Annotated in this window: 13 protein-coding genes and 3 pseudogenes; 11 read left to right on the top strand and 5 right to left on the bottom strand. The window is 55.9% G+C overall.

Annotated features, from left to right (window positions below):
• Positions 1-5: 5 nt before the first annotated feature.
• Positions 6-1850, top strand: a complete 1845-nt coding sequence (kefC, locus tag AC07V8_RS12460) for a glutathione-regulated potassium-efflux system protein KefC (RefSeq protein ID WP_494678677.1) — start codon at positions 6-8, stop codon at positions 1848-1850.
• Entirely contained in the window at positions 1851-2207 is a 357-nt protein-coding gene (gene arsC, locus AC07V8_RS12455; protein ID WP_494678678.1) for an arsenate reductase (glutaredoxin), read from the top strand.
• Between the two features lie 25 nt (positions 2208-2232).
• On the opposite strand, the gene AC07V8_RS12450 is transcribed toward arsC, so the two are convergent.
• Together AC07V8_RS12450 and AC07V8_RS12445 are read right to left on the bottom strand one after the other, a co-directional pair.
• Entirely contained in the window at positions 2233-2427 is a 195-nt protein-coding gene (locus tag AC07V8_RS12450; protein WP_061936327.1) for a DUF2905 domain-containing protein, read from the bottom strand.
• A gap of 30 nt (positions 2428-2457) precedes the next feature.
• The gene (locus AC07V8_RS12445; protein ID WP_494678679.1) at positions 2458-3633 is read right to left on the bottom strand and encodes a class I SAM-dependent methyltransferase; all 1176 of its coding nucleotides are present in this window, start codon (positions 3631-3633) and stop codon (positions 2458-2460) included.
• Positions 3634-3699: 66 nt separating this feature from the next.
• Between AC07V8_RS12445 and AC07V8_RS12440 the strand changes: the two genes are divergently transcribed.
• From AC07V8_RS12440 to glmU, 6 genes are all read left to right on the top strand, one after another.
• Entirely contained in the window at positions 3700-4461 is a 762-nt protein-coding gene (locus AC07V8_RS12440) for an SDR family NAD(P)-dependent oxidoreductase (protein ID WP_494678680.1), read from the top strand.
• 7 nt (positions 4462-4468) lie between these two features.
• Positions 4469-4867: a dihydroneopterin aldolase gene (locus AC07V8_RS12435; RefSeq protein ID WP_098495063.1), complete on the top strand. Its 399-nt coding sequence runs from the start codon at positions 4469-4471 to the stop codon at positions 4865-4867.
• A 61-nt stretch (positions 4868-4928) separates the two neighbouring features.
• Entirely contained in the window at positions 4929-5918 is a 990-nt protein-coding gene (gene ttcA / locus AC07V8_RS12430; protein ID WP_494678681.1) for a tRNA 2-thiocytidine(32) synthetase TtcA, read from the top strand.
• Positions 5919-6071: 153 nt separating this feature from the next.
• A complete protein-coding gene (locus AC07V8_RS12425) occupies positions 6072-6404 on the top strand; it encodes a YegP family protein (RefSeq protein ID WP_211442996.1) in 333 nt (110 codons plus the stop codon).
• A 155-nt stretch (positions 6405-6559) separates the two neighbouring features.
• Entirely contained in the window at positions 6560-7150 is a 591-nt protein-coding gene (locus AC07V8_RS12420) for a YXWGXW repeat-containing protein (RefSeq protein WP_494678682.1), read from the top strand.
• A gap of 185 nt (positions 7151-7335) precedes the next feature.
• The gene (gene glmU / locus AC07V8_RS12415) at positions 7336-8694 is read left to right on the top strand and encodes a bifunctional UDP-N-acetylglucosamine diphosphorylase/glucosamine-1-phosphate N-acetyltransferase GlmU (RefSeq protein WP_494678683.1); all 1359 of its coding nucleotides are present in this window, start codon (positions 7336-7338) and stop codon (positions 8692-8694) included.
• A 66-nt stretch (positions 8695-8760) separates the two neighbouring features.
• Here the strand turns inward: glmU and AC07V8_RS12410 are convergent, their stop codons facing one another.
• Positions 8761-9225 (bottom strand): Lrp/AsnC family transcriptional regulator, encoded by a 465-nt coding sequence (locus AC07V8_RS12410; protein ID WP_494678684.1) that lies wholly within the window; start codon positions 9223-9225, stop codon positions 8761-8763.
• Positions 9226-9396: 171 nt separating this feature from the next.
• Here AC07V8_RS12410 and glmS point away from each other — a divergent pair, with 171 nt between their 5' ends.
• The 3 genes and pseudogenes from glmS to AC07V8_RS12395 form a co-directional block, all read left to right on the top strand.
• Entirely contained in the window at positions 9397-11214 is a 1818-nt protein-coding gene (gene glmS / locus AC07V8_RS12405) for a glutamine--fructose-6-phosphate transaminase (isomerizing) (protein WP_494678685.1), read from the top strand.
• A 612-nt stretch (positions 11215-11826) separates the two neighbouring features.
• A pseudogene (locus AC07V8_RS12400) lies at positions 11827-12490 on the top strand (transposase); the annotation flags it as partial.
• A 2-nt stretch (positions 12491-12492) separates the two neighbouring features.
• Positions 12493-12864: pseudogene (locus AC07V8_RS12395) on the top strand (helix-turn-helix domain-containing protein); the annotation flags it as partial.
• Here AC07V8_RS12395 and AC07V8_RS12390 read toward each other — a convergent pair.
• A pseudogene (locus AC07V8_RS12390) lies at positions 12862-12984 on the bottom strand (DDE-type integrase/transposase/recombinase); the annotation flags it as partial. The pseudogenes AC07V8_RS12395 and AC07V8_RS12390 sit on opposite strands and share 3 nt — an antisense overlap.
• 152 nt (positions 12985-13136) lie before the next feature.
• Complete coding sequence (locus AC07V8_RS12385; RefSeq protein WP_494678686.1) at positions 13137-18320, bottom strand: TcdA/TcdB pore-forming domain-containing protein; 5184 nt, start codon at positions 18318-18320, stop codon at positions 13137-13139.
• Positions 18321-18511: the final 191 nt, after the last annotated feature.

The raw sequence follows: 18511 nt of genomic DNA, 5'->3' as shown, positions 1-18511 counted from the left end.
GCCTCATGGAACAAAGTCTCTTATTCAATGCCTTGATCTACCTGGCGGCAGCGGTCGCCGCGGTGCCGATCGCCAAGCGCCTCGGCTTGGGCGCGGTGCTGGGCTACCTGCTGGCCGGCATGGCGATCGGCCCCTGGGGCCTGCGCCTGATCGACAATGTCGAAGACATCCTGCACTTCTCCGAATTCGGCGTGGTGCTGCTGCTATTCATGATCGGCCTGGAACTCGAACCGAAGCGCCTGTGGTCGCTGCGCCGTTCGATCTTCGGCTGGGGCACCGCGCAGGTGATAACGGTGTCGCTGGCGCTGTTCAGCGCCGCGGTAGCTGTCGGCGTCGACTGGAAAACCGCGCTGATCGCCGCGCTCGGCATGTCGCTCTCTTCCACCGCGATCGCGCTCGCCACCATCAACGAGCGCAAGCTCAATAGCACGCCGGCCGGCCGCGCCGGCTTTGCCATCCTGCCGTTCCAGGATATCGCCGCGATTCCCATGATCGCCATCGTGCCGCTGCTCGGCGTCGCTGCCGCCCATGGCAGCGGCGAGGGCTGGATCGGCGGCTTGAAAGTGCTGGCGGTGATCGCCACCCTGATCGTCGGCGGCCGCTATCTGGTGCGGCCGCTGATGCGCATGATCGCCCGCACCGGACTGCGCGAAATCTTTACCGCCTTCGCCTTGTTGCTGGTGATCGCCATCGGCCTGCTGATGGAATCGGTCGGCATGTCGATGGCCCTGGGCAGCTTCCTGGCCGGCGTCCTGCTGGCCGATTCCGAATACCGGCATGCGCTGGAAACCGATCTGGAGCCGTTCAAGGGCTTGCTGCTGGGGCTCTTCTTCATCGCCGTCGGCATGTCGGTCGACTTCGGCCTGCTGCTAAGCCATCCCTGGCTGATCCTGGGCTTGGTGGCCGGCTTCCTGGCGATCAAGCTGGCGGTCCTGTACCTGCTCAGCAAAGTGTTCCAGATCGCCCGCGCCCAGCAGTTCCTGTTTGCCGCACTGCTGTCGCAAGGCGGCGAATTCGCCTTCGTGGTGTTCGGCGCAGCCGCCACCGCCCGCGTCTTTTCCGAGGAAACCTCCTCCATCCTGGTGGTGGTGGTGGCTTTGTCGATGGTAACCACGCCGCTGTTGCTGGTGCTGTACGACAAAGTCATTGCCCCCTATTTCCTGAAGGCGCAAAAACGGCCAGACGACGATATCGACGACAATGAAAATCCGGTCATCATTGCCGGCTTCGGCCGCTTCGGCCAGATCATCGGCCGCCTGCTGCACGCCAACAAGATCGGCCTGACTGTGCTCGACCACGACCCGGACCAGATCGAACTGTTGCGCAAATTCGGCTTCAAGGTGTTCTACGGCGACGCCACCCGCATCGACCTGATGCATGCCGCCGGCATCGCCAAGGCGCGCCTGCTGGTGGTGGCGCTGGACGATATCGAAGGCAGCCTGAAGCTGGTGGCGGCGGTGCGCCATGAATTTCCCGACCTGCAGATCATCGCCCGCGCCCGCAACGTCACCCATTATTTCGACCTGATGGACCTGGGCGTCACCGTGATCGAGCGCGAAACCTTCGAATCGGCGCTGCTGCTCGGCCGCGAAGCCCTGCGCAGGCTCGGCTTCGGCGCCTACCGGGCGCGCCAGGCGGCGATGAAATTCCGCGCCCACAACCTGCAAACCCTGCACGATATGTATCCGCACCAGAAAGACCAGCAGCAGATCGTTTCCATCGCCAAGCAGGCGCGCGAAGAACTGGAAGAAATGTTTGCGCACGACCGCATCTTGCGCGAGGATATGCCCGCCAGCGGCTGGGACGATGAAGTCGTACCGCTGGATGAGACTACACAGGAATCTAAATAAATGATCACGATCTATCACAACCCGCGCTGCTCGAAATCGCGCGAGGCGTTGGCCATGGCTGAGCAATTCAGCCATGAACACAAGCTCAAGCTGGAAGTCGTCGACTATCAGAAGACGCCGCTGACGCTGGCGCAGCTGAAGGATCTGCACTGGATCTTGGGCGGCCCGGTCAGCGCCATGCTGCGCGACAATGAACCGGAATACGCAGCGCTCGGCCTGGCGCAGGCCGACGATGCCGCCCTGCTGGAGGCACTGGCGGCGCATCCGAAACTGCTGCAGCGGCCCATCGTGGTTTACCGCAAGCGTGCCGTGATTGCACGGCCGCCGCAGCTGCTCAACGCATTTTTCGGGAATTGAACCTAGGGTGGCACAGATACCCGCCCTACAGTATCCGCACCAGCAGGAAGATCACAGTCGACAGCAGGACGGTCGAGGCGAACGGCAGTGAGAAATTCTTGCCGAACAGGGTGAAGCGCACATCGCCGGGCAGCCGGCCGAGGCCGAGTTTTTCCAGCCAGGGCAAGGCGCTGGAAAACACAATCACGGCAACGAAAATCACCAGCATCCAGCGGATCATGCTGCGCTTTCAAGGAACAAAGTCATGGGGCTACAGGCGATGGCTGCGGTCATGGCGGCTGAAACGCTCGGGCAATTCAGCGCCGACGCCAACCGCCAGCACCTTGAACAGCTCGCCCATTTCGGCCGGCGACACCAGTTTTTGCAAGGCGTTGGCCTGCGGCAGATACTGTAAAGCATTCTCGGGCGGCGTGCGCAACAGCAACTGGCCGATGCCTGCCTCCAGTAAAAAGGAAGCCTGGCTGGTGTAACCCAGCAGATCCAGGCCGGAATCCAGCGCGGCCCTTGCCATGGCGGTGAAGTCGACGTGGGCGGTCACATCCTGCAAACCCGGCAGATAAAAAGGATCGGGATGGGCGTGATGGCGGTAATGGCACATCAGGGTGCCCTGGTCACGCTGCTGCAGATAGTATTCCGCCGCCGGGAAACCGTAGTCGAAGAAAATGGCGACCGCGCCCTGCCCGGCTTTCAGCATGGCCGACAGCGAATGCATGAAACCGATGGCGACCGGATGCACTTCAGTCAGGTGACCGGGAACCAGCGTATCGGCATCGGGAATCTGCGCGATCAGCGCCGGATCGGCAGGCCGGTCGATGTAGACAAATTGATCATCCGCGTCGGCAAGGCCAACCCCGCGCTGCTGCCAGCCCTGGCCCTGCTCGCCCAGCACCACCAGTTCGACCGGCATCGCATCGAGCACCTCGTTGCCGAGCACCACGCCGGAAAATGCCTCGGGCAGGCGGTCCAGCCACTGCACTTGCGGGAAATCGCGCAGCTTCAGTTGCTGGCGGGCCCGCAGTTCGGCCGACAGTTCGACGATGTAATAGGCTTGCAGCGGCCGCTCCGCATCGCCGTGCGCAGCCAGTTCCGTCAGGATATCGAAAGCCAGCTGGCCGCTGCCGGCGCCGAATTCGAGGATCTGCGGCTGCAGCGCCGGGGAAGCAGCGCGCAACTCTGTTGTCAATTGCGCCAAAGTTGCGCCAAAAAGCGGCGTAATCTCCGGCGCGGTTGTAAAATCACCGTCTTTGCCCAATTTTTCTGCACCGCCGCTGTAATAGCCGAGGTCCGGCGCATACAGCAGCAGTTCCATATAACGTGCGAACGAAATCCAGCCCCGCTGCAGGCGGATTTCAGTGGCGATCAGATTGTGTAACAGGCGCGATGCGCGCTGTGCTTCGACCGAAGCTTCAGGTAATTGCAGTTGCATGGCGCTATTGTAGGAGATAACGCAAGCACCCTGCGCAAAAGTAGTCTCTTAATCCAGTTTGTCATTATGCCAACCAGAATAACTGCCGATCATGCCGTAGCCCTTGTCACCGACGCCGCCAGCGCGCTCGGCCGCGCCATTGCGCTGGCGCTGGCGCGACGGGGCTGGCAGCTGGCGCTGCATCATCAGGAAGAGCAGGCGCCGGCGACGCTGACGGCGCTGCTGCAGGAGTGCGAAGCGCTGGGCGTCAAGGCGGTGGCCGTGCGCTGCCGCCTGGATGATGAAAAAGACATCACTGCCTTGCTGCCGGCAGTCGCCGCGGCGCTGGGCGCAGTCCGTTGCCTGGTCAACAACGCCAGCCATATCGAGCACGATACCGCAGCGGCGTTTTCGCCGGCCGGCCTGGCGCGCCACATGCAAGCCAACCTGGCGGCGCCGCTGCAGCTGGCGCAGGAACTGCATGCGGCCACGCTCAAAAGCCCGGGTGCGCAGGCGGTGGTGATCAATCTGCTGGACCAGAAGCTGTTCAATCCGCAGCCGGATTTTTTATCCTATACTTTGTCCAAAGCCGCTCTGCACAGCGCCACCACCTTGCTGGCGCAAGCCTTTGCACCGCAAGTACGGGTGGCCGGCATTGCGCCGGTGATGCCGGCGGCCGGCTCTGCCATTGACCCTGCCGCTTTGGAAGATATCGCGGCGACAGTCTGTTTTGTCGCCGCTTCCTCCGCCATTACCGGCAGCACGCTGCTGGTCGATGGCGGCCGACATTTGCATCCTCACTCACGGGACAAGAGCGCCGCCCCGGGCCCGCTGTTCCAACCTCACTGAAAAAAACATGCTCTCCGCACTCATCCATCCCGACCTTAGCGATTGCCGTCGCCTGTTCCTGCGCGACTACGAAGTGCAGATCAATATCGGCGTCTACGAATCTGAAAAACAAGGCACGCAGCGCGCGCTGATCAACGTCGACCTGTTCGTGCCGCTGGCTTTGTCGACGCCGACCAAAGACCATGTGGATGACGTGCTGGACTACAATTTCATGCGCAACACCGTGGCCAAACGCATGGCCCAGGGCCATATCCACTTGCAGGAAACCCTGTGCGACGACCTGGCCAACGCACTGCTGCTGCATCCGCGCGTGCGCGCAGTGCGGGTATCCTCGGAAAAGCCGGACGCCTATCCCGACTGCCGTTCGGTCGGCGTCGAAGTATTCCGCATCAAGCCGAAAGCCTGAGCCCCGCGGCGCAACGCAACGCAGAACCGCCATGAATCACCTATTGAAGCAGGAAGTCCTTATGCAAGACCAAACATCCGCAGCAAGCCAGCCGTCCTCGCCGGCGCACGACGCCGCCGGCGCGCCCAGCCACAAGAGCGCTGAAAAGATCGCCCACGAAAACAACAAGCTGCACAAGCGCCTGTGCCGCCAGGTCGGCCAGGCGATCGGCGATTTCAACATGATCGAAGACGGCGACAAGGTCATGGTCTGCCTCTCCGGCGGCAAGGATAGCTACGCCCTGCTGGATATCCTGATGACCTTGCGCGAACGGGCGCCGATCAATTTCGAGATCGTCGCCGTCAACCTTGACCAGAAGCAGCCGAACTTCCCCGACCATATCCTGCCGGCCTACCTCGACAAGCTGGGCGTCGCCTATCACATCGAAAACCAGGATACCTACAGCATCGTCAAGCGCCTGATCCCGGAAGGCAAGACTACCTGCTCACTGTGCTCGCGCCTGCGGCGCGGCATCCTGTACCGCGTCGCCAGCGAGCTGGGCGCGACCAAGGTCGCCCTCGGCCATCACCGCGACGACATCATGGAAACCTTTTTCCTCAACATGTTCTTCGGCGGCAAACTGAAGAGCATGCCGGCGAAGCTGCAGTCGGACGACGGCAAGCAGATCGTGATCCGGCCGCTGGCCTACGTCAAGGAAGCCGACCTGATCCGCTACGCCGAGGTCAAGCAGTTCCCGATCATTCCCTGCGACCTGTGCGGCAGCCAGGAGAACCTGCAGCGCAAGCAGATCAAGGGCATGCTGCGCGAGTGGGAAAAGAAATTCCCTGGCCGGGTCGACAATGTTTTTGCTTCCTTGTCGACGGTGGCGCCGTCGCACCTGATGGACCGCAACCTGTTCGGCTTCACCGGCCTGAAGGCCAGCGGCATCGCCGACCCCAACGGCGACATCGCGTTCGACGACGATCCTTGTTCGACACCCACCGGCGCGACCGTCTCCAGCATCATTCCGCTGCAGGCCGTCGTGCAATCAGGTGCACAGTTGGGCACGTAATTGGGCGCGCGGTTGGACGCGCAGTTGGATGCGTAATTAGACGATTAAGCAACAGTATTGCATTCACCGCCAGAGCTATATAATCAAAGCGGACGAGCGGCGCAGAAAGCTATTTCGTCGCCGCTTCGTCTGCAACCCATCAGGAGAAGCTCAATGGCAGGGTCCTACGTACTCAAGAAGTCTGTGGATGGACAGTTTTACTTCCTGCTCTACTCTGACAACGGCGAAGTAGTGCTCAACAGCGAGATGTATGTCGCCAAGGCATCCGCCGAAAACGGCATCGCCTCGGTACAGATCAACAGCACCCAGGACGATCGCTATAGCCGCAACCAGGCTTCCAACGGCAGGTTCTATTTCAACCTGAAGGCTGCCAATCACCAGGTCATCGGCAGCAGCCAGATGTACAGCACCACCAGCGCGCGCGACGCCGGCATCCACGCTGTCAAGAAAAACGGCCCCAACACCAATATCAAAGACGAAGCCTGAAGCTGTAGCCAGCGGCGCCAGAAACGCTCCGGAACGCCTTGCCGGGCGAGCCTGGCCGGCCTGCGCACGGGTAAATTGCAAGCATTTGTAATGCCTGTATTCATTCCGCACGGCAAAACGTTCTAATACGCGGGATCTTTATTTTGGAGACATCAATGAACCGCCGTCGTTTTCAACGTTATCTGGTATTGTCCGCCGTCGCAGCCGCCACGGTGTCGCTGGCCGGCTGCGTGGTCGAGCCGCCGCGCACCCGCGTCGAGTACCGCGAAGTCAAGGTCGTACAGGCGCCGCCGGCGCCGCTGGTGGAAGTGGTGCCGCCGGCGCCCTACCCCGACTCCTACTGGATCGGCGGCCACTGGAAGTGGGAAGGCAACCGCTACGTCTGGAACAACGGCCATTGGGAGCAGTCGCGCCCGAACATGGTTTTCCAGCACGCTTACTGGAGCAACGACGGCGGCCAATGGAATTTCCATCCGGGCCGCTGGGTGCAGATCAACAATACCTACAATACCGCTCCGATCGTGATCAACGTCGCGCCGCCGCCGCCGCGGGTGGAAATCATGACGCCGGCGCCTAGCCCGGACCACGTCTGGATCGGCGGCTACTGGCGCTGGAACAATGGCCGCCACGACTGGGTCAACGGCCACTGGGAAGCGCGCCGCGACGGTTATTTCTGGGCGCCCGGCCACTGGGTCCGCAACGGCAACGGCTGGGCCTTCTCGGGCGGTTTCTGGCAGCATTATTAATCCGCCTTGCCAGCAAAAGCGCAAACCCCGCATCGCCCCAATACCGCCCCGGTCCTGGGGCGATGTGGTTTCCAGCGCCAACCGTCCATCACGGTTTCAGCGGATTGCCATGCAATCCGCACCAGCGCTGATTCCGGCAGCACCTGCCGTGCTAAAATTTCCCACCTTTTCTTTCTATATTGACTATGAACGTTGTCATTCTCGCTGCCGGCATGGGCAAGCGCATGCAGTCCGCACTCCCCAAGGTACTGCATCCCCTGGCGGGCCAGCCGTTGCTGGCGCATGTGATTGCCGCGGCGCGCGCCTTGTCGCCGACTACTCTGTGCGTCATCTACGGTCATGGCGGCGACGCCGTGCCGCGCTCGCTGGCGGCTGCCGACCTGGTTTTTGCCAAGCAGGAGCCGCAGCTCGGCACCGGCCATGCGGTGGCGCAAGCAGCCGCTCACCTGGATGACAAGGTGCCGACGCTGGTGCTGTATGGCGATGTGCCGCTGATCGCCAGCGCTACGCTGCAACGGCTGATCGACAGCGCCGGCGCCGACAAGCTGGCGGTGCTGACTGTCGATATGGAAGATCCCACCGGCTACGGCCGCATCGTCCGCGCGCAGGGCAAGATTGTCAGCATCGTCGAGCAAAAGGACGCCACGCCCGAACAGCGCGCCATCCGCGAATGCAACACCGGCATCATGGTGGCGCCGACCGTGCAGCTGAAAAAATGGCTGGCAGGCCTCTCCAACAATAACGCCCAGGGCGAATACTATCTGACCGACATCGTCGCCAGCGCCGTCGCCGACGGCACCCCGGTCGTCTCGGCGCAGCCCGATGCGGTAGCGGAAACCCTGGGTGTGAACAGCAAGGTGCAGCTGGCCGAACTGGAGCGCATCCACCAGCGCAATATCGCCAACCGCTTGCTGGAGCAGGGTGTCACCCTGCTCGATCCGGCGCGGCTGGATGTGCGCGGCGCGCTCAGCTGCGGCCGCGACGTCAGCATCGATATCGGCTGCATCTTCGAGGGCGAAGTCAGCATCGAAGACGGCGCCGTGATCGGCGCCCATTGCGTCATCAAGAATGCCCGCATCGGCCGCGACGCCAACATCAAGCCGTTCTGCCATATCGAAGACGCCGTGGTCGGCGCCGCTTCGCAGATCGGCCCGTATGCGCGCCTGCGCCCGGGTACGGAACTGGGTGAAGACGTCCACATCGGCAACTTCGTCGAAGTCAAGAACAGCCAGGTCGCCGCGCACAGCAAGGCCAATCACCTGGCCTATGTCGGCGACGCCACGGTGGGCTCGCGCGTCAACATCGGCGCCGGCACCATCACCTGCAACTACGACGGCGCCAACAAATTCCGCACCATTATCGAGGACGACGCCTTCATCGGCAGCGACAGCCAGCTGGTGGCGCCGGTACGCGTCGGCAAGGGCGCCACGCTCGGCGCCGGCACCACGCTGACCAAGGATGCGCCGGAAGGCAAGCTGACCGTCTCGCGTTCGCGCCAGGTCACCGTCGACGGCTGGCAGCGGCCGGAGAAGATCAAGAAGTAAAGCAAAGACAGCAGCAGATCGGCAATCCATGGATAGTCCCGGCTACGGCCGGCGCTATCCATTTTTTTAGACCGCCAGCCGGGTCTCGAACTTGCTGCGGTGGATAGAGAAATAAGTGCGCACGTTGCGCACATTCTTTTGCGCGGCAAACAGCTGGTGCGCCAGCGCATGGTAGGCCGCCATGTCCGCCACTTGCACCACCAGCACGAAATCCGGTCCGGGCGAGACCCGGTAGCATTGCAGCAGCATCGGCTCGGCCGCCACCAAGGCCTCAAACTCCACCAATCGCTCATCGGCCTGGTTGTCAAGCGTGACTTCGACGATTGCGGTCAGCCCGGCGCCGACCTTGTCCGGTGCCACGATCGCTACCTGCCGCAGGATGATGCCGGCATCGGTCAGGCGCTTGACGCGCCGCAGGCAGGTCGGCGCCGAGGCGTGCACCAGCTGCGCCAGCTGATGGTTGGTTTGCGCGGCATCGGCCTGCAAGGCATTCAGAATCCGCTTGTCCAGATCGTCGAGGGTAATTTCCATATAGAAATATGCAATTTATTAGATATATTCGAATGTATGTGAAATATTATTTCACTTCATTTATACGATGAAATAATTCGCGAAATTACTAATCATATAGATACATTATTTCATAACAGCTCGCCTAAGATACCCATATTCTTGAATTTCACCTTCAATGAGGAAAAGACCATGTGCGGTATCGTCGCAGCAGTTGCTCAAATTAATGTCACCCCCATCCTGCTGGAAGGGCTGAAACGGCTCGAGTACCGCGGCTACGATTCCTGCGGCGTCGCCTTGCATATCGACGGCAAGCTGCAGCGTTCGCGCAGCACATCGCGCGTGGCGGACCTTGAAAGCCAGATGGAAAAGGCCCAGCTGTCCGGCTTCACCGGCATCGCCCACACCCGCTGGGCCACCCACGGCGCGCCGGCAACACACAACGCCCATCCGCATTTTTCGCGCGACCGCATCGCCCTGGTCCACAACGGCATCATCGAGAACCACGACGAACTGCGCGCCGAACTGCAAGCGGCCGGTTACCAGTTTGAAAGCCAGACCGATACCGAAGTCATCGCCCACCTGGTCGACCACATGTACAGCGGCGACCTGTTCTCCACCGTGCAGCAAGCCGTCAAACACCTGACCGGCGCCTATGCGATTGCCGTGTTCTGCGTCGATGAACCGCACCGCGTGGTCGCCGCGCGCCAGGGTTCGCCGCTGATCGTCGGCGTCGGCCAAGGCCAGAACTTCGTCGCCTCGGACGCCATGGCGCTGGCCGGCACCACCGACCAGATCATCTACCTGGAAGAAGGCGACGTGGTCGACCTGCAACTGCAGCGCGTCTGGATCGTCGACGCCGCCGGCAAGGCGGTCGAGCGCGAAGTGAAAACCGTGCATGCCTACAGCAGCGCGGTCGAGCTCGGCCCTTACCAGCACTACATGCAAAAGGAAATTTTCGAACAGCCGCGGGCGATCGCCGACACCCTCGAAGGCGTCACCGGCATCATGCCGGAACTGTTCGGCGACGGCGCCTTCAACGTCTTCAAGCAGATCGACTCGGTCCTGATCCTGGCCTGCGGCACCAGCTACTATGCCGGCCTGACGGCCAAATACTGGATCGAATCGGTCGCCAGGATCCCGGTCAGCGTCGAGATCGCCAGCGAATACCGCTACCGCGACAGCGTGCCGAATCCGAACTCGTTGGTGGTCACCATCTCGCAAAGCGGTGAAACCGCCGACACCCTGGCCGCGCTCAAGCACGCGCGCTCACTCGGCATGCTGCACACGCTAACCATTTGCAACGTCGCCACCAGCGCCATGGTGCGCGAATGCGCGCTGGCCTACATCACCCGCGCCGGCGTCGAAGTCGGCGTCGCCTCGACCAAGGCCTTCACCACCCAGCTGGCCGCACTGTTCCTGCTGGCGCTGGCGCTGGCGCAAAGCAAAGGCCGCCTCAGCGACGAAGAAGAAGCCGCCCACCTGAAAGCCATGCGCCACCTGCCCGCCGCGCTGCAAAGCGTGCTGGCGCTGGAGCCGCATATCGTGGCCTGGGCCGAAGCCTTCGCGCGCAAGGAAAACGCCCTGTTCCTGGGCCGCGGCATCCACTACCCGATCGCCCTGGAAGGCGCCTTGAAACTCAAGGAAATCACCTACATCCACGCCGAAGCCTACGCCGCCGGCGAACTCAAGCACGGTCCGCTGGCGCTGGTGACGGAAGAAATGCCGGTAGTGACGGTGGCGCCTAACGACGCGCTGATCGAAAAGCTGAAATCGAACATGCAGGAAGTGCGCGCACGCGGCGGCCAGCTGTATGTTTTCGCCGATGCCGATTCGCAGATCAAGTCGAGCGAAGGCGTGCACGTGATCCGGTTGCCGGAAAACTATGGTTTGTTGTCGCCGATTCTGCACGTGGTGCCGTTGCAGCTGCTGTCGTATCACACGGCGCTGGCGCGGGGGACGGATGTGGATAAGCCACGGAATCTGGCTAAGTCGGTGACTGTCGAATAGTGCTCACACCAACGCAGTTATCTTATTCCTTACAATTAAAGTCGAAAACAGGTCATTAAAGTCGAAAACAAGACATTAAAGTCGAAAACATTGATATACCTGAGCATGGAGCCCAACTCACAAGGTTGGGCTTCTTTCTGTAGGATGACCGTTCCGGAGTCGACGAGGCGCCAGAGATCATTCGCAGGGTCCGACGCGGTGGAACAATGGCAGGCCATTGCTGCGAGCGTTGGCGTGGCCGACTACGTGTTCGTTTGCGCGCCGAATTGGCCCACTCAGTTTGTGCCCCTCCCTCCATTGCCTGGCGAATGCCGCCACCCTGTCGTAAGACCCCTTAAACCCAATTCCAACAGGTCCTCGTGAAGCTGTTTCAAGCCGCGGCGTTGCTTGCGGGATTTGGCCGTCTCGGTCTTGAGCCAACCTGAGAGCTGGAAGGCATATGGGTCGATGGCACTTGCCGATTGGCGCTCTGCATAGACCGGCTCGGTCGTTTCCGAGCGCAGGTAGCGTCGGACGGTGTTGCGCGAAATGCCCAACCGCTTGACAATCTCTGAGGTAGCCCGACATTTTCGGACACTCCCGATTGATAAACTTATCAAAGGGAGAACTGAAATGAAATTGAAGACATACACGCCGGAATTCCGGGCTGAAGCGGTCAAACTGGTGCTGGCACAAGGGCTGTCTCTGGAGGACGCGGCGCAGCGGATCGCGATGCCCAAAGGGACGCTGGGTAACTGGGTGAGCGCAGCAATGGGAGGACTGCGGCACCCGGTATCCGAACGATTCCCGAACTGGAGGCAGAGGTGGCGAGGACGCGCACCCTCGCAGCGCAAGCGGGACGATGAGCGCCTGAAAGTGGCGATCAAGGCTGCGCACGTCCAGACGCGAGAAACCTACGGGCCACTGCGCATGTGGCCGGAACTGGTCGCGCAAGGATTCGCCCCGGGACGCTCAGCTGCGACGGGAACTTGGCTTGCGCTGTAAGCAAAAACGCAAGTTCAAGGCCACCACGAATTCGAAGCATGGCTTACTGACCCAGATCCATCCCGCCTTAGAGCGGGTGCTGGGACCACGCCTTGATCATCCAGCAGTCCTTGATCTGCTCGATCGATACCCATCACCAACCAAGCTCGCCGCAGTCACCGAGAAACAGTTGGCAAACCGGCTTACCAAACTGACTCCTCGTCTGGGCAAGAATCTGGCTGCTGAAATCGTTCAGGCTCTCTCGGAACAAGCTGTCGTGGTTCCTGGAACCAACGCCGCTATGATCGTATTGGAGTGATCGACGTGGCATTATTAGGCATTATTCGACGCTGGCACCTTCGTGACCAGGTCTCCTTGAGGGAGATCGCCAGGCGCTTGGGGATCTCCAGAAACACCGTCAGACGCTATCTACGCTCAAAAATCGTAGAGCCGGCTTATCGGGATCGACGCACTCCCAGTGCTCTTGATCTGTACGCCTTCAAACTTTCATCCTGGCTTAAAACCGAAGCGACAAAGTCTCGAAAACAGCGGCGCAGCTTAAAACAGATCCATGCTGATTTATGTGAGCTAGGCTTTGAAGGATCCTACGACCGGGTTGCCGCCTTTGCGCGACAGTGGCGAGTGGATCAGTTGGATAGGGTCAATTCTGCAAGCAAAGGAACATTTGCCGTCCATGCTGATGGCGATACCGTTATCCTTGAGTCGTTGCGTGAATTCCAGACTGGTGAACTGACTGCCCTGGTCTGTGTTGAAGATTGCCGGTCTGCTATAACGATGAATTGCTTCGGTAAGTACCTTATTCCACATCCAGTCATTGTCAGATCTAATCTACGAGAAGTGTGCATGGTCGAAGGTATAACCGGCTACCCAATGTTGCTCGGGTAGCCGGTTATACCTAGGTTATGAGCACACTTCTCTTAGCCAGTACATGAAGCAAATTAATGAGTCATCGCTAGGGAAGGCACTGACGTAGTCCTGGTTGTAGGTTTGATTGGCAAGCCATCTGCCAGACCGCTGCCGGTAACCATGCTGTTCATGGCAACGACCAACTTTAGGGCAGAATTGACATTGGCTGGTTGCATATGCTTTGGCAATTTGTGAGGGGACATGATTGAAGCTTGCATTTGCGGCGCTTTCCCGGATTCGTTCATTAAGGCAGCACCATCATTTGCAGAGCCGTGATTATCCCCTGGGTGACTCGATCGATTCCAAACTTTTCCAATGAGGTCTGAGGTTGCTTTGTATCGCCCAAACCATTCCTGCAAGGATCCATCGGAAACCCGGGTAACAAAATATTGCCCACCATCAACAGGCATATAGATAGCCTTAACCGCATTATTAGGAATTTTCATTTCTCCAATAGAAACTATATTCATTTTTCCATCTGACATAGGAGTAAATCTTACGTCAAGATTCGTTCTGAAAATGTATCCTTCGTTTGTATTAGGCACGCGCTCTACTTCGGAAATTGTACCCATGCAGGTATTAATCCCCGATTTAATAAAAATCTTATCATCAATCGAAATTTTGTATTTCTCACGTAATTCAGAAATATTCCTTATCAAATAATCATTTAAACTGAGCGCATCCTTTGGTGTTTTTTGACTTTCTAATTTGGTAACGTCCAACTCATATAGATGAACTGAATCTGATTTCAGCCTGCATTTCATTGCGCCTTGATTCAGTTCCACTATAAAACGCAAACTGGACTCGACTTTCATTTTATCTTGACTCAGATCTTCAAAATAACGAAAACTCCCTTCGAAAATTTGATTTATTGAATATGGTGTTGGCGCCTCAAAAATACACCGAAGGCTATTCTGCGTTGTGACCGATGAATCATTGTGGTAATAAATTTTCGAGGTCTTAAAGTTACAGAAATATGAATCTTCCAGAAATTGGAATAGTTCCACGTCGGCGTCAAGCGGAATGAATTTTCCTTCCCTATTGACGATATTGGTCACACCATCCTGCCTAGCATATGTCAGTCCTGACTTACCTTTGAAATGAATCCCAGATCCGGAAATAACGTTATCAAATTCTTCCGGTGCAGTAAAAATTACCTTCTCACCAGTCTTTCTTATTTGAGTCACTATACGAGTCCTAGGATCTTGGAAAAAATTTCCTTCGTCGCCAGCACTGCCAAGCCCTTTTGTAATCGACCAAGTCAAATGTGCGTCAGATACACGCACTTGTCCTACAATCCCTTTTGAACCATCGTACATCGCAACATCTGTAACCGAACTCAATAGTGATTTAACAGCATTTTGGTTGAAATATTGCTTAATTTCAGTCAACGCGTGTTGCGTCAAACCTTTTGTCAAACCAATTTCATATACGGGTGTCAGACTGCTGCCTGTAAAATGAATCAACAATACTGCGCCATTACCGATCGATTGTTTAAGTATTAATTTTTCAACCACCTTACCCTCGAAGCTGATCGTCTGGCCACCGATAGTAAATTTTCTCTGATCTGATTTCAGCCCAGCAAGCTGTATCTTCAAGTCTTCTATTACATTCAGTTTAAGGGCACCAAATTCGATTTTCCCGTCCTCAATGCTCCAGCTTTTCATTAGGTGGTCCAAATCAAGCAACCAACGCTCCTTTTCGACGTTACTGGCCGTAATGGTAATTTTGACAGGTTCGGCTGGCAGCTTGATCGAATAGGTAGCCCCATTGCCTTGCAATGCATAGGACAGCTTATCGCGGTGGTCTTTGTCGCTTACCGTCGGCACAATAAGGACCCGATTCTTATTATCCAATTTGACGGCAATCGGCGTTGGATGCCGCTCTTCTTTGAGCGTGTCTATGCCATAGTCGAAAAGTGCGTTAAACCCCCAAATAAATTTCTTCCCGTAAAAATCACGCAACTTCTTATAGGCGGGCACATTCGCGTACCGATTGAATGGTACGAGGTCATAGCCGAGTCGGAGGCTCTTACTTACCCCACTAGGCAGTATGACCGGACCATCGATATTTTTGTCGAAAGATTGATTTTTGTCTTTTCTCAGGTGTTCACTGAGCCCCATATATACGTCAAGGAATTTATTCCAATCGTGCTCAAGTCCGCCGAAACAGGTATCCCATCCTGTTAAAGCATATTGCGCACGTCCCTCCTTGGTGGAACTCACTTTTACATCGCCATACTGGAGCACGCCCGTTGTAAAGTCGATGCTATTCACAACTGCGCCAGAATGGATTTTCCATCGATTGCCATCTTTTTGAAAACCTAGAGTAGAAACACTTTCCAAAATCTTTTCAAACCGCGCTGCAACGGCATCAAATCTCGCTTCTTCGCGCGCAATATTTTCCACTAGAGCGGGTAATGCCGTGGCAATACCCGCAAGAGGGACCGCTAACGGCGCCAAAAACTCCGCAACGACGGTACCTGTCAAGGAGGCGGCCAATGTGGCCGAGTCCAGGCCAGTGGAAATGAGTGCCAATCCGAGTTTCGTCTTGATGCCTGCGCGCTGCACCGGATCTTGCGTTTGTGTTAATTCGGTGATGATTGCCGCGATGTTGATCCCGTTCAGCAGTCTGGTCGCGGCACCGCCCAAGTTCTGCGCCAGCTTGGCGGCTGAAGACAGCAACGCCGATTTGGTGTCGAGTGCAGCATTGATGTTGGAGACTAGCTTGACGGCATCGTCAAAAACACCTACACCATTCTGTGCCAGTTGGGCATATAGCTGCACTTTGAGGGCGTTGCTTCTGTGAGACTGATTCGTGCCATCCTTGTCATACCCGAACAATGTCTGAATCAGTAGGGCTGTGTTCAAGCTGTTCACCCCCTCTCCTTCCACCACACCCGTACGAATTTGCAATTTCTTACTCGTCTGGTCGAATGTAAACCCCTTGCTCAAGTCATCTTTCAACTTTGTAGCGAGTGCATCAAAATCCCGACAGGTCTGTTGATCCGGCGCGGCCTTGACCGGCTTCCATTGACTGGAGCCATTAAGTTTATTTACAAAACGCAATTCCAAGTCTTTGTTTGTTGTCCGTGTTTCAGGTACAGCAAGCCAGGTATCGTCGAGCGTCCATTCGGCCTTTAATTTGCTGACTACCGCGTCCCACTTTTCCGCTTTGGTTTGATTTTGCAGAATCTCGCCAATGTGCTTCTGCATCTCCTGTTCCTGTGCTTCTGTCGGATGTTCCCGCATGGGCACAAGCTGATCTAAAAGCTGCCGGGCGGCAGGTTTCTCCATGGCTTGGAGCTCATTCTTAGTCGCGTAGGCTAAATCCGGATTTTGAATTTCCTTCTCCAGATCACTACATGCTGTCACCAGTTCAGTAGAAGGAATCCCATTGTTTTTCAACTTGCCGGCGGTGGCATCCCAGCCGATCACCTGCTTATGGAACAAGTCCTTCAGGCGCGCCGTCTCTTTCGTGATCCAGCCGAACTCAGGCGTGAGGATTTCTTTCTTGCCGCCGTCAATGACGCGCACAGGATATTGCCGAGCGCTGACCGTTAAGGCGTCACGACGGATTCCTAAACTATCGCCTTTTGCCATCAGCCACGTAGCCAACTGCCCTGGCAGGGTATTCTCCAGCGACTGCTTCGGATCAGCCAATTCGCAGCCGACAAGATCCAGGTGGATGCCTTTGATTTTCGTAGTGGTTTTTGGCAATAAGGAAGCAAGGAAGTCTTGAATTTCGACAACAGTTTTGCCTGCAAATAAGGGGGTGCCGTCGTTCCTTTTAGTGCCATGCCCAACCAAAACGATGCGGACATTCCCATCACTATCAAGCTGTAGCGGACGGATCGTAACCGATTTACTGCTCTCGTCCCAACCAACACAATTAAGCGGTCCCTCGCCTCTCCATTGCATCAGTTCAGTTTGTTTGGGGTGCTTGTTAAATAAATTATTTGCTGCCGTGTAGCTAATATCATCGCTTTGCAGTTGGATGATGAGTTGTTTTTTGTACGCAAAGCCGGTATCGCTTAGTGGATTTTTTGTTGCCTGTTCTGTCAGTCCGTCTAGGGCGATAGTCTGCCATCCCTTGGATTCGTCCAACGCTCCAAGTGCATTATCCTCACCCCGTAAAGTGACGGAGTTAATACGCAGGCGTCCTGCAACTCCTTCCAGCGCCTTCCTGGCATTAGAAGGATGCGAAGATATTTTGCGATATTGGGAAACCATCAACGCCAAATTCGTTAATTTTCCCACCTTTTCGCGTAAAGTTAATTGAGACACACGTGTATGATAATCATTCAATTCCGAATATATGGCCTGATACTCTTTATCGGCGCTTATCTTCTCATTTAACTCATCTGTGGAAATTACTGTCGAATCCGAGCTGATTTTCCCTTTTTTTATACCCTCTTCGGTCTTAATAATTTTATTAACTTCCTTTTCCCATGGTTTCAAATTTTCTTTGCTAATTTCAACTTTTTCACTATACTCTTTTTCTTTTTTGTTAATATTTTTCTCGAATTTATTTTTTTGTTCGATAGTAATTTTTCCACTTTTCACATCTTCATTTAATTCTTTATAAGCCTCTGGTAATTTATCAAGAAACGTTTTTCTTTCTAGCTCCGATTTTCTCCATTCGATAAAAATATCGCCATACTTCGGACACATTAGAAATTTTTCGAGCCATGGCTGTTTGACGAGATACTTTGCACCTGCTTCATTTACTGGATGTTCATGAAGTACATCGTCGACGGCTTGAGTTTTAAGGACATCTGTGAAATCTTGATAAGTAATGACTTTTCCTTTGTTTTCTGGAAGAGCGATGAATTTACTTTTCCAATTTACTTCATTGTCAATAATTCGCCCCGGTGTTTTCAATAGAATCAGACTACGCTTTAAGTTTTCTATTTCCTTTTGCGTTAAAAATTGACCTGCAGTTACATCGATAAAAATCTTATGATCATCTATTTCAGCGACCACGACATAATGGTTGGAAATTCCCATAACTTGTCCAGCATCACTATAAATACGAAAAGCTTTAAAAGTATGTTTAATCTTTTCAGTTTTTAATCTTTCTGAAATTCCTTTCATTGCATTTTCACATTCTACAAGAGGATTTTTTACCCAATCTACATGCTTTTTTATTAAATCATCAATGATTTCATTTACTTTGTTCAAAGCTTGTTCGAACGTTGTTTTTTCATTTGGCATGATATTTATTCTCCAATTAATTGATGGTTAAAACCCACGTAATACAATGATCTGAACTTAGGTCGCACCTCGCACTACCGTTCCTTGATTGCCTCTGAGAACACCTCCTTAATCGGCGATAACAAATAGTCGACAACCCGACGGCGATCGGTCTTGATCTCCACCGTGACCGCCATCCCCGCTTGCAGGGG

This window comes from Collimonas sp. GW821-FHT02H07 (assembly GCF_059421505.1).
The sequence above is the reverse complement of the archived record's forward strand: the minus strand, read 5'-3'. Positions and strand labels throughout refer to the sequence as shown.

Excerpts from the sequence above, each read along its gene's own strand:
- kefC (WP_494678677.1), top strand. The coding sequence starts at position 6 with ATGGAACAAAGTCTCTTATTCAATGCCTTGATCTACCTGGCGGCAGCG.
- arsC (WP_494678678.1), top strand. The coding sequence starts at position 1,851 with ATGATCACGATCTATCACAACCCGCGCTGCTCGAAATCGCGCGAGGCG.
- AC07V8_RS12450 (WP_061936327.1), bottom strand. The coding sequence starts at position 2,427 with ATGATCCGCTGGATGCTGGTGATTTTCGTTGCCGTGATTGTGTTTTCC.
- AC07V8_RS12445 (WP_494678679.1), bottom strand. The coding sequence starts at position 3,633 with ATGCAACTGCAATTACCTGAAGCTTCGGTCGAAGCACAGCGCGCATCG.
- AC07V8_RS12440 (WP_494678680.1), top strand. The coding sequence starts at position 3,700 with ATGCCAACCAGAATAACTGCCGATCATGCCGTAGCCCTTGTCACCGAC.
- AC07V8_RS12435 (WP_098495063.1), top strand. The coding sequence starts at position 4,469 with ATGCTCTCCGCACTCATCCATCCCGACCTTAGCGATTGCCGTCGCCTG.
- ttcA (WP_494678681.1), top strand. The coding sequence starts at position 4,929 with ATGCAAGACCAAACATCCGCAGCAAGCCAGCCGTCCTCGCCGGCGCAC.
- AC07V8_RS12425 (WP_211442996.1), top strand. The coding sequence starts at position 6,072 with ATGGCAGGGTCCTACGTACTCAAGAAGTCTGTGGATGGACAGTTTTAC.
- AC07V8_RS12420 (WP_494678682.1), top strand. The coding sequence starts at position 6,560 with ATGAACCGCCGTCGTTTTCAACGTTATCTGGTATTGTCCGCCGTCGCA.
- glmU (WP_494678683.1), top strand. The coding sequence starts at position 7,336 with ATGAACGTTGTCATTCTCGCTGCCGGCATGGGCAAGCGCATGCAGTCC.
- AC07V8_RS12410 (WP_494678684.1), bottom strand. The coding sequence starts at position 9,225 with ATGGAAATTACCCTCGACGATCTGGACAAGCGGATTCTGAATGCCTTG.
- glmS (WP_494678685.1), top strand. The coding sequence starts at position 9,397 with ATGTGCGGTATCGTCGCAGCAGTTGCTCAAATTAATGTCACCCCCATC.
- AC07V8_RS12385 (WP_494678686.1), bottom strand. The coding sequence starts at position 18,320 with ATGCCAAATGAAAAAACAACGTTCGAACAAGCTTTGAACAAAGTAAAT.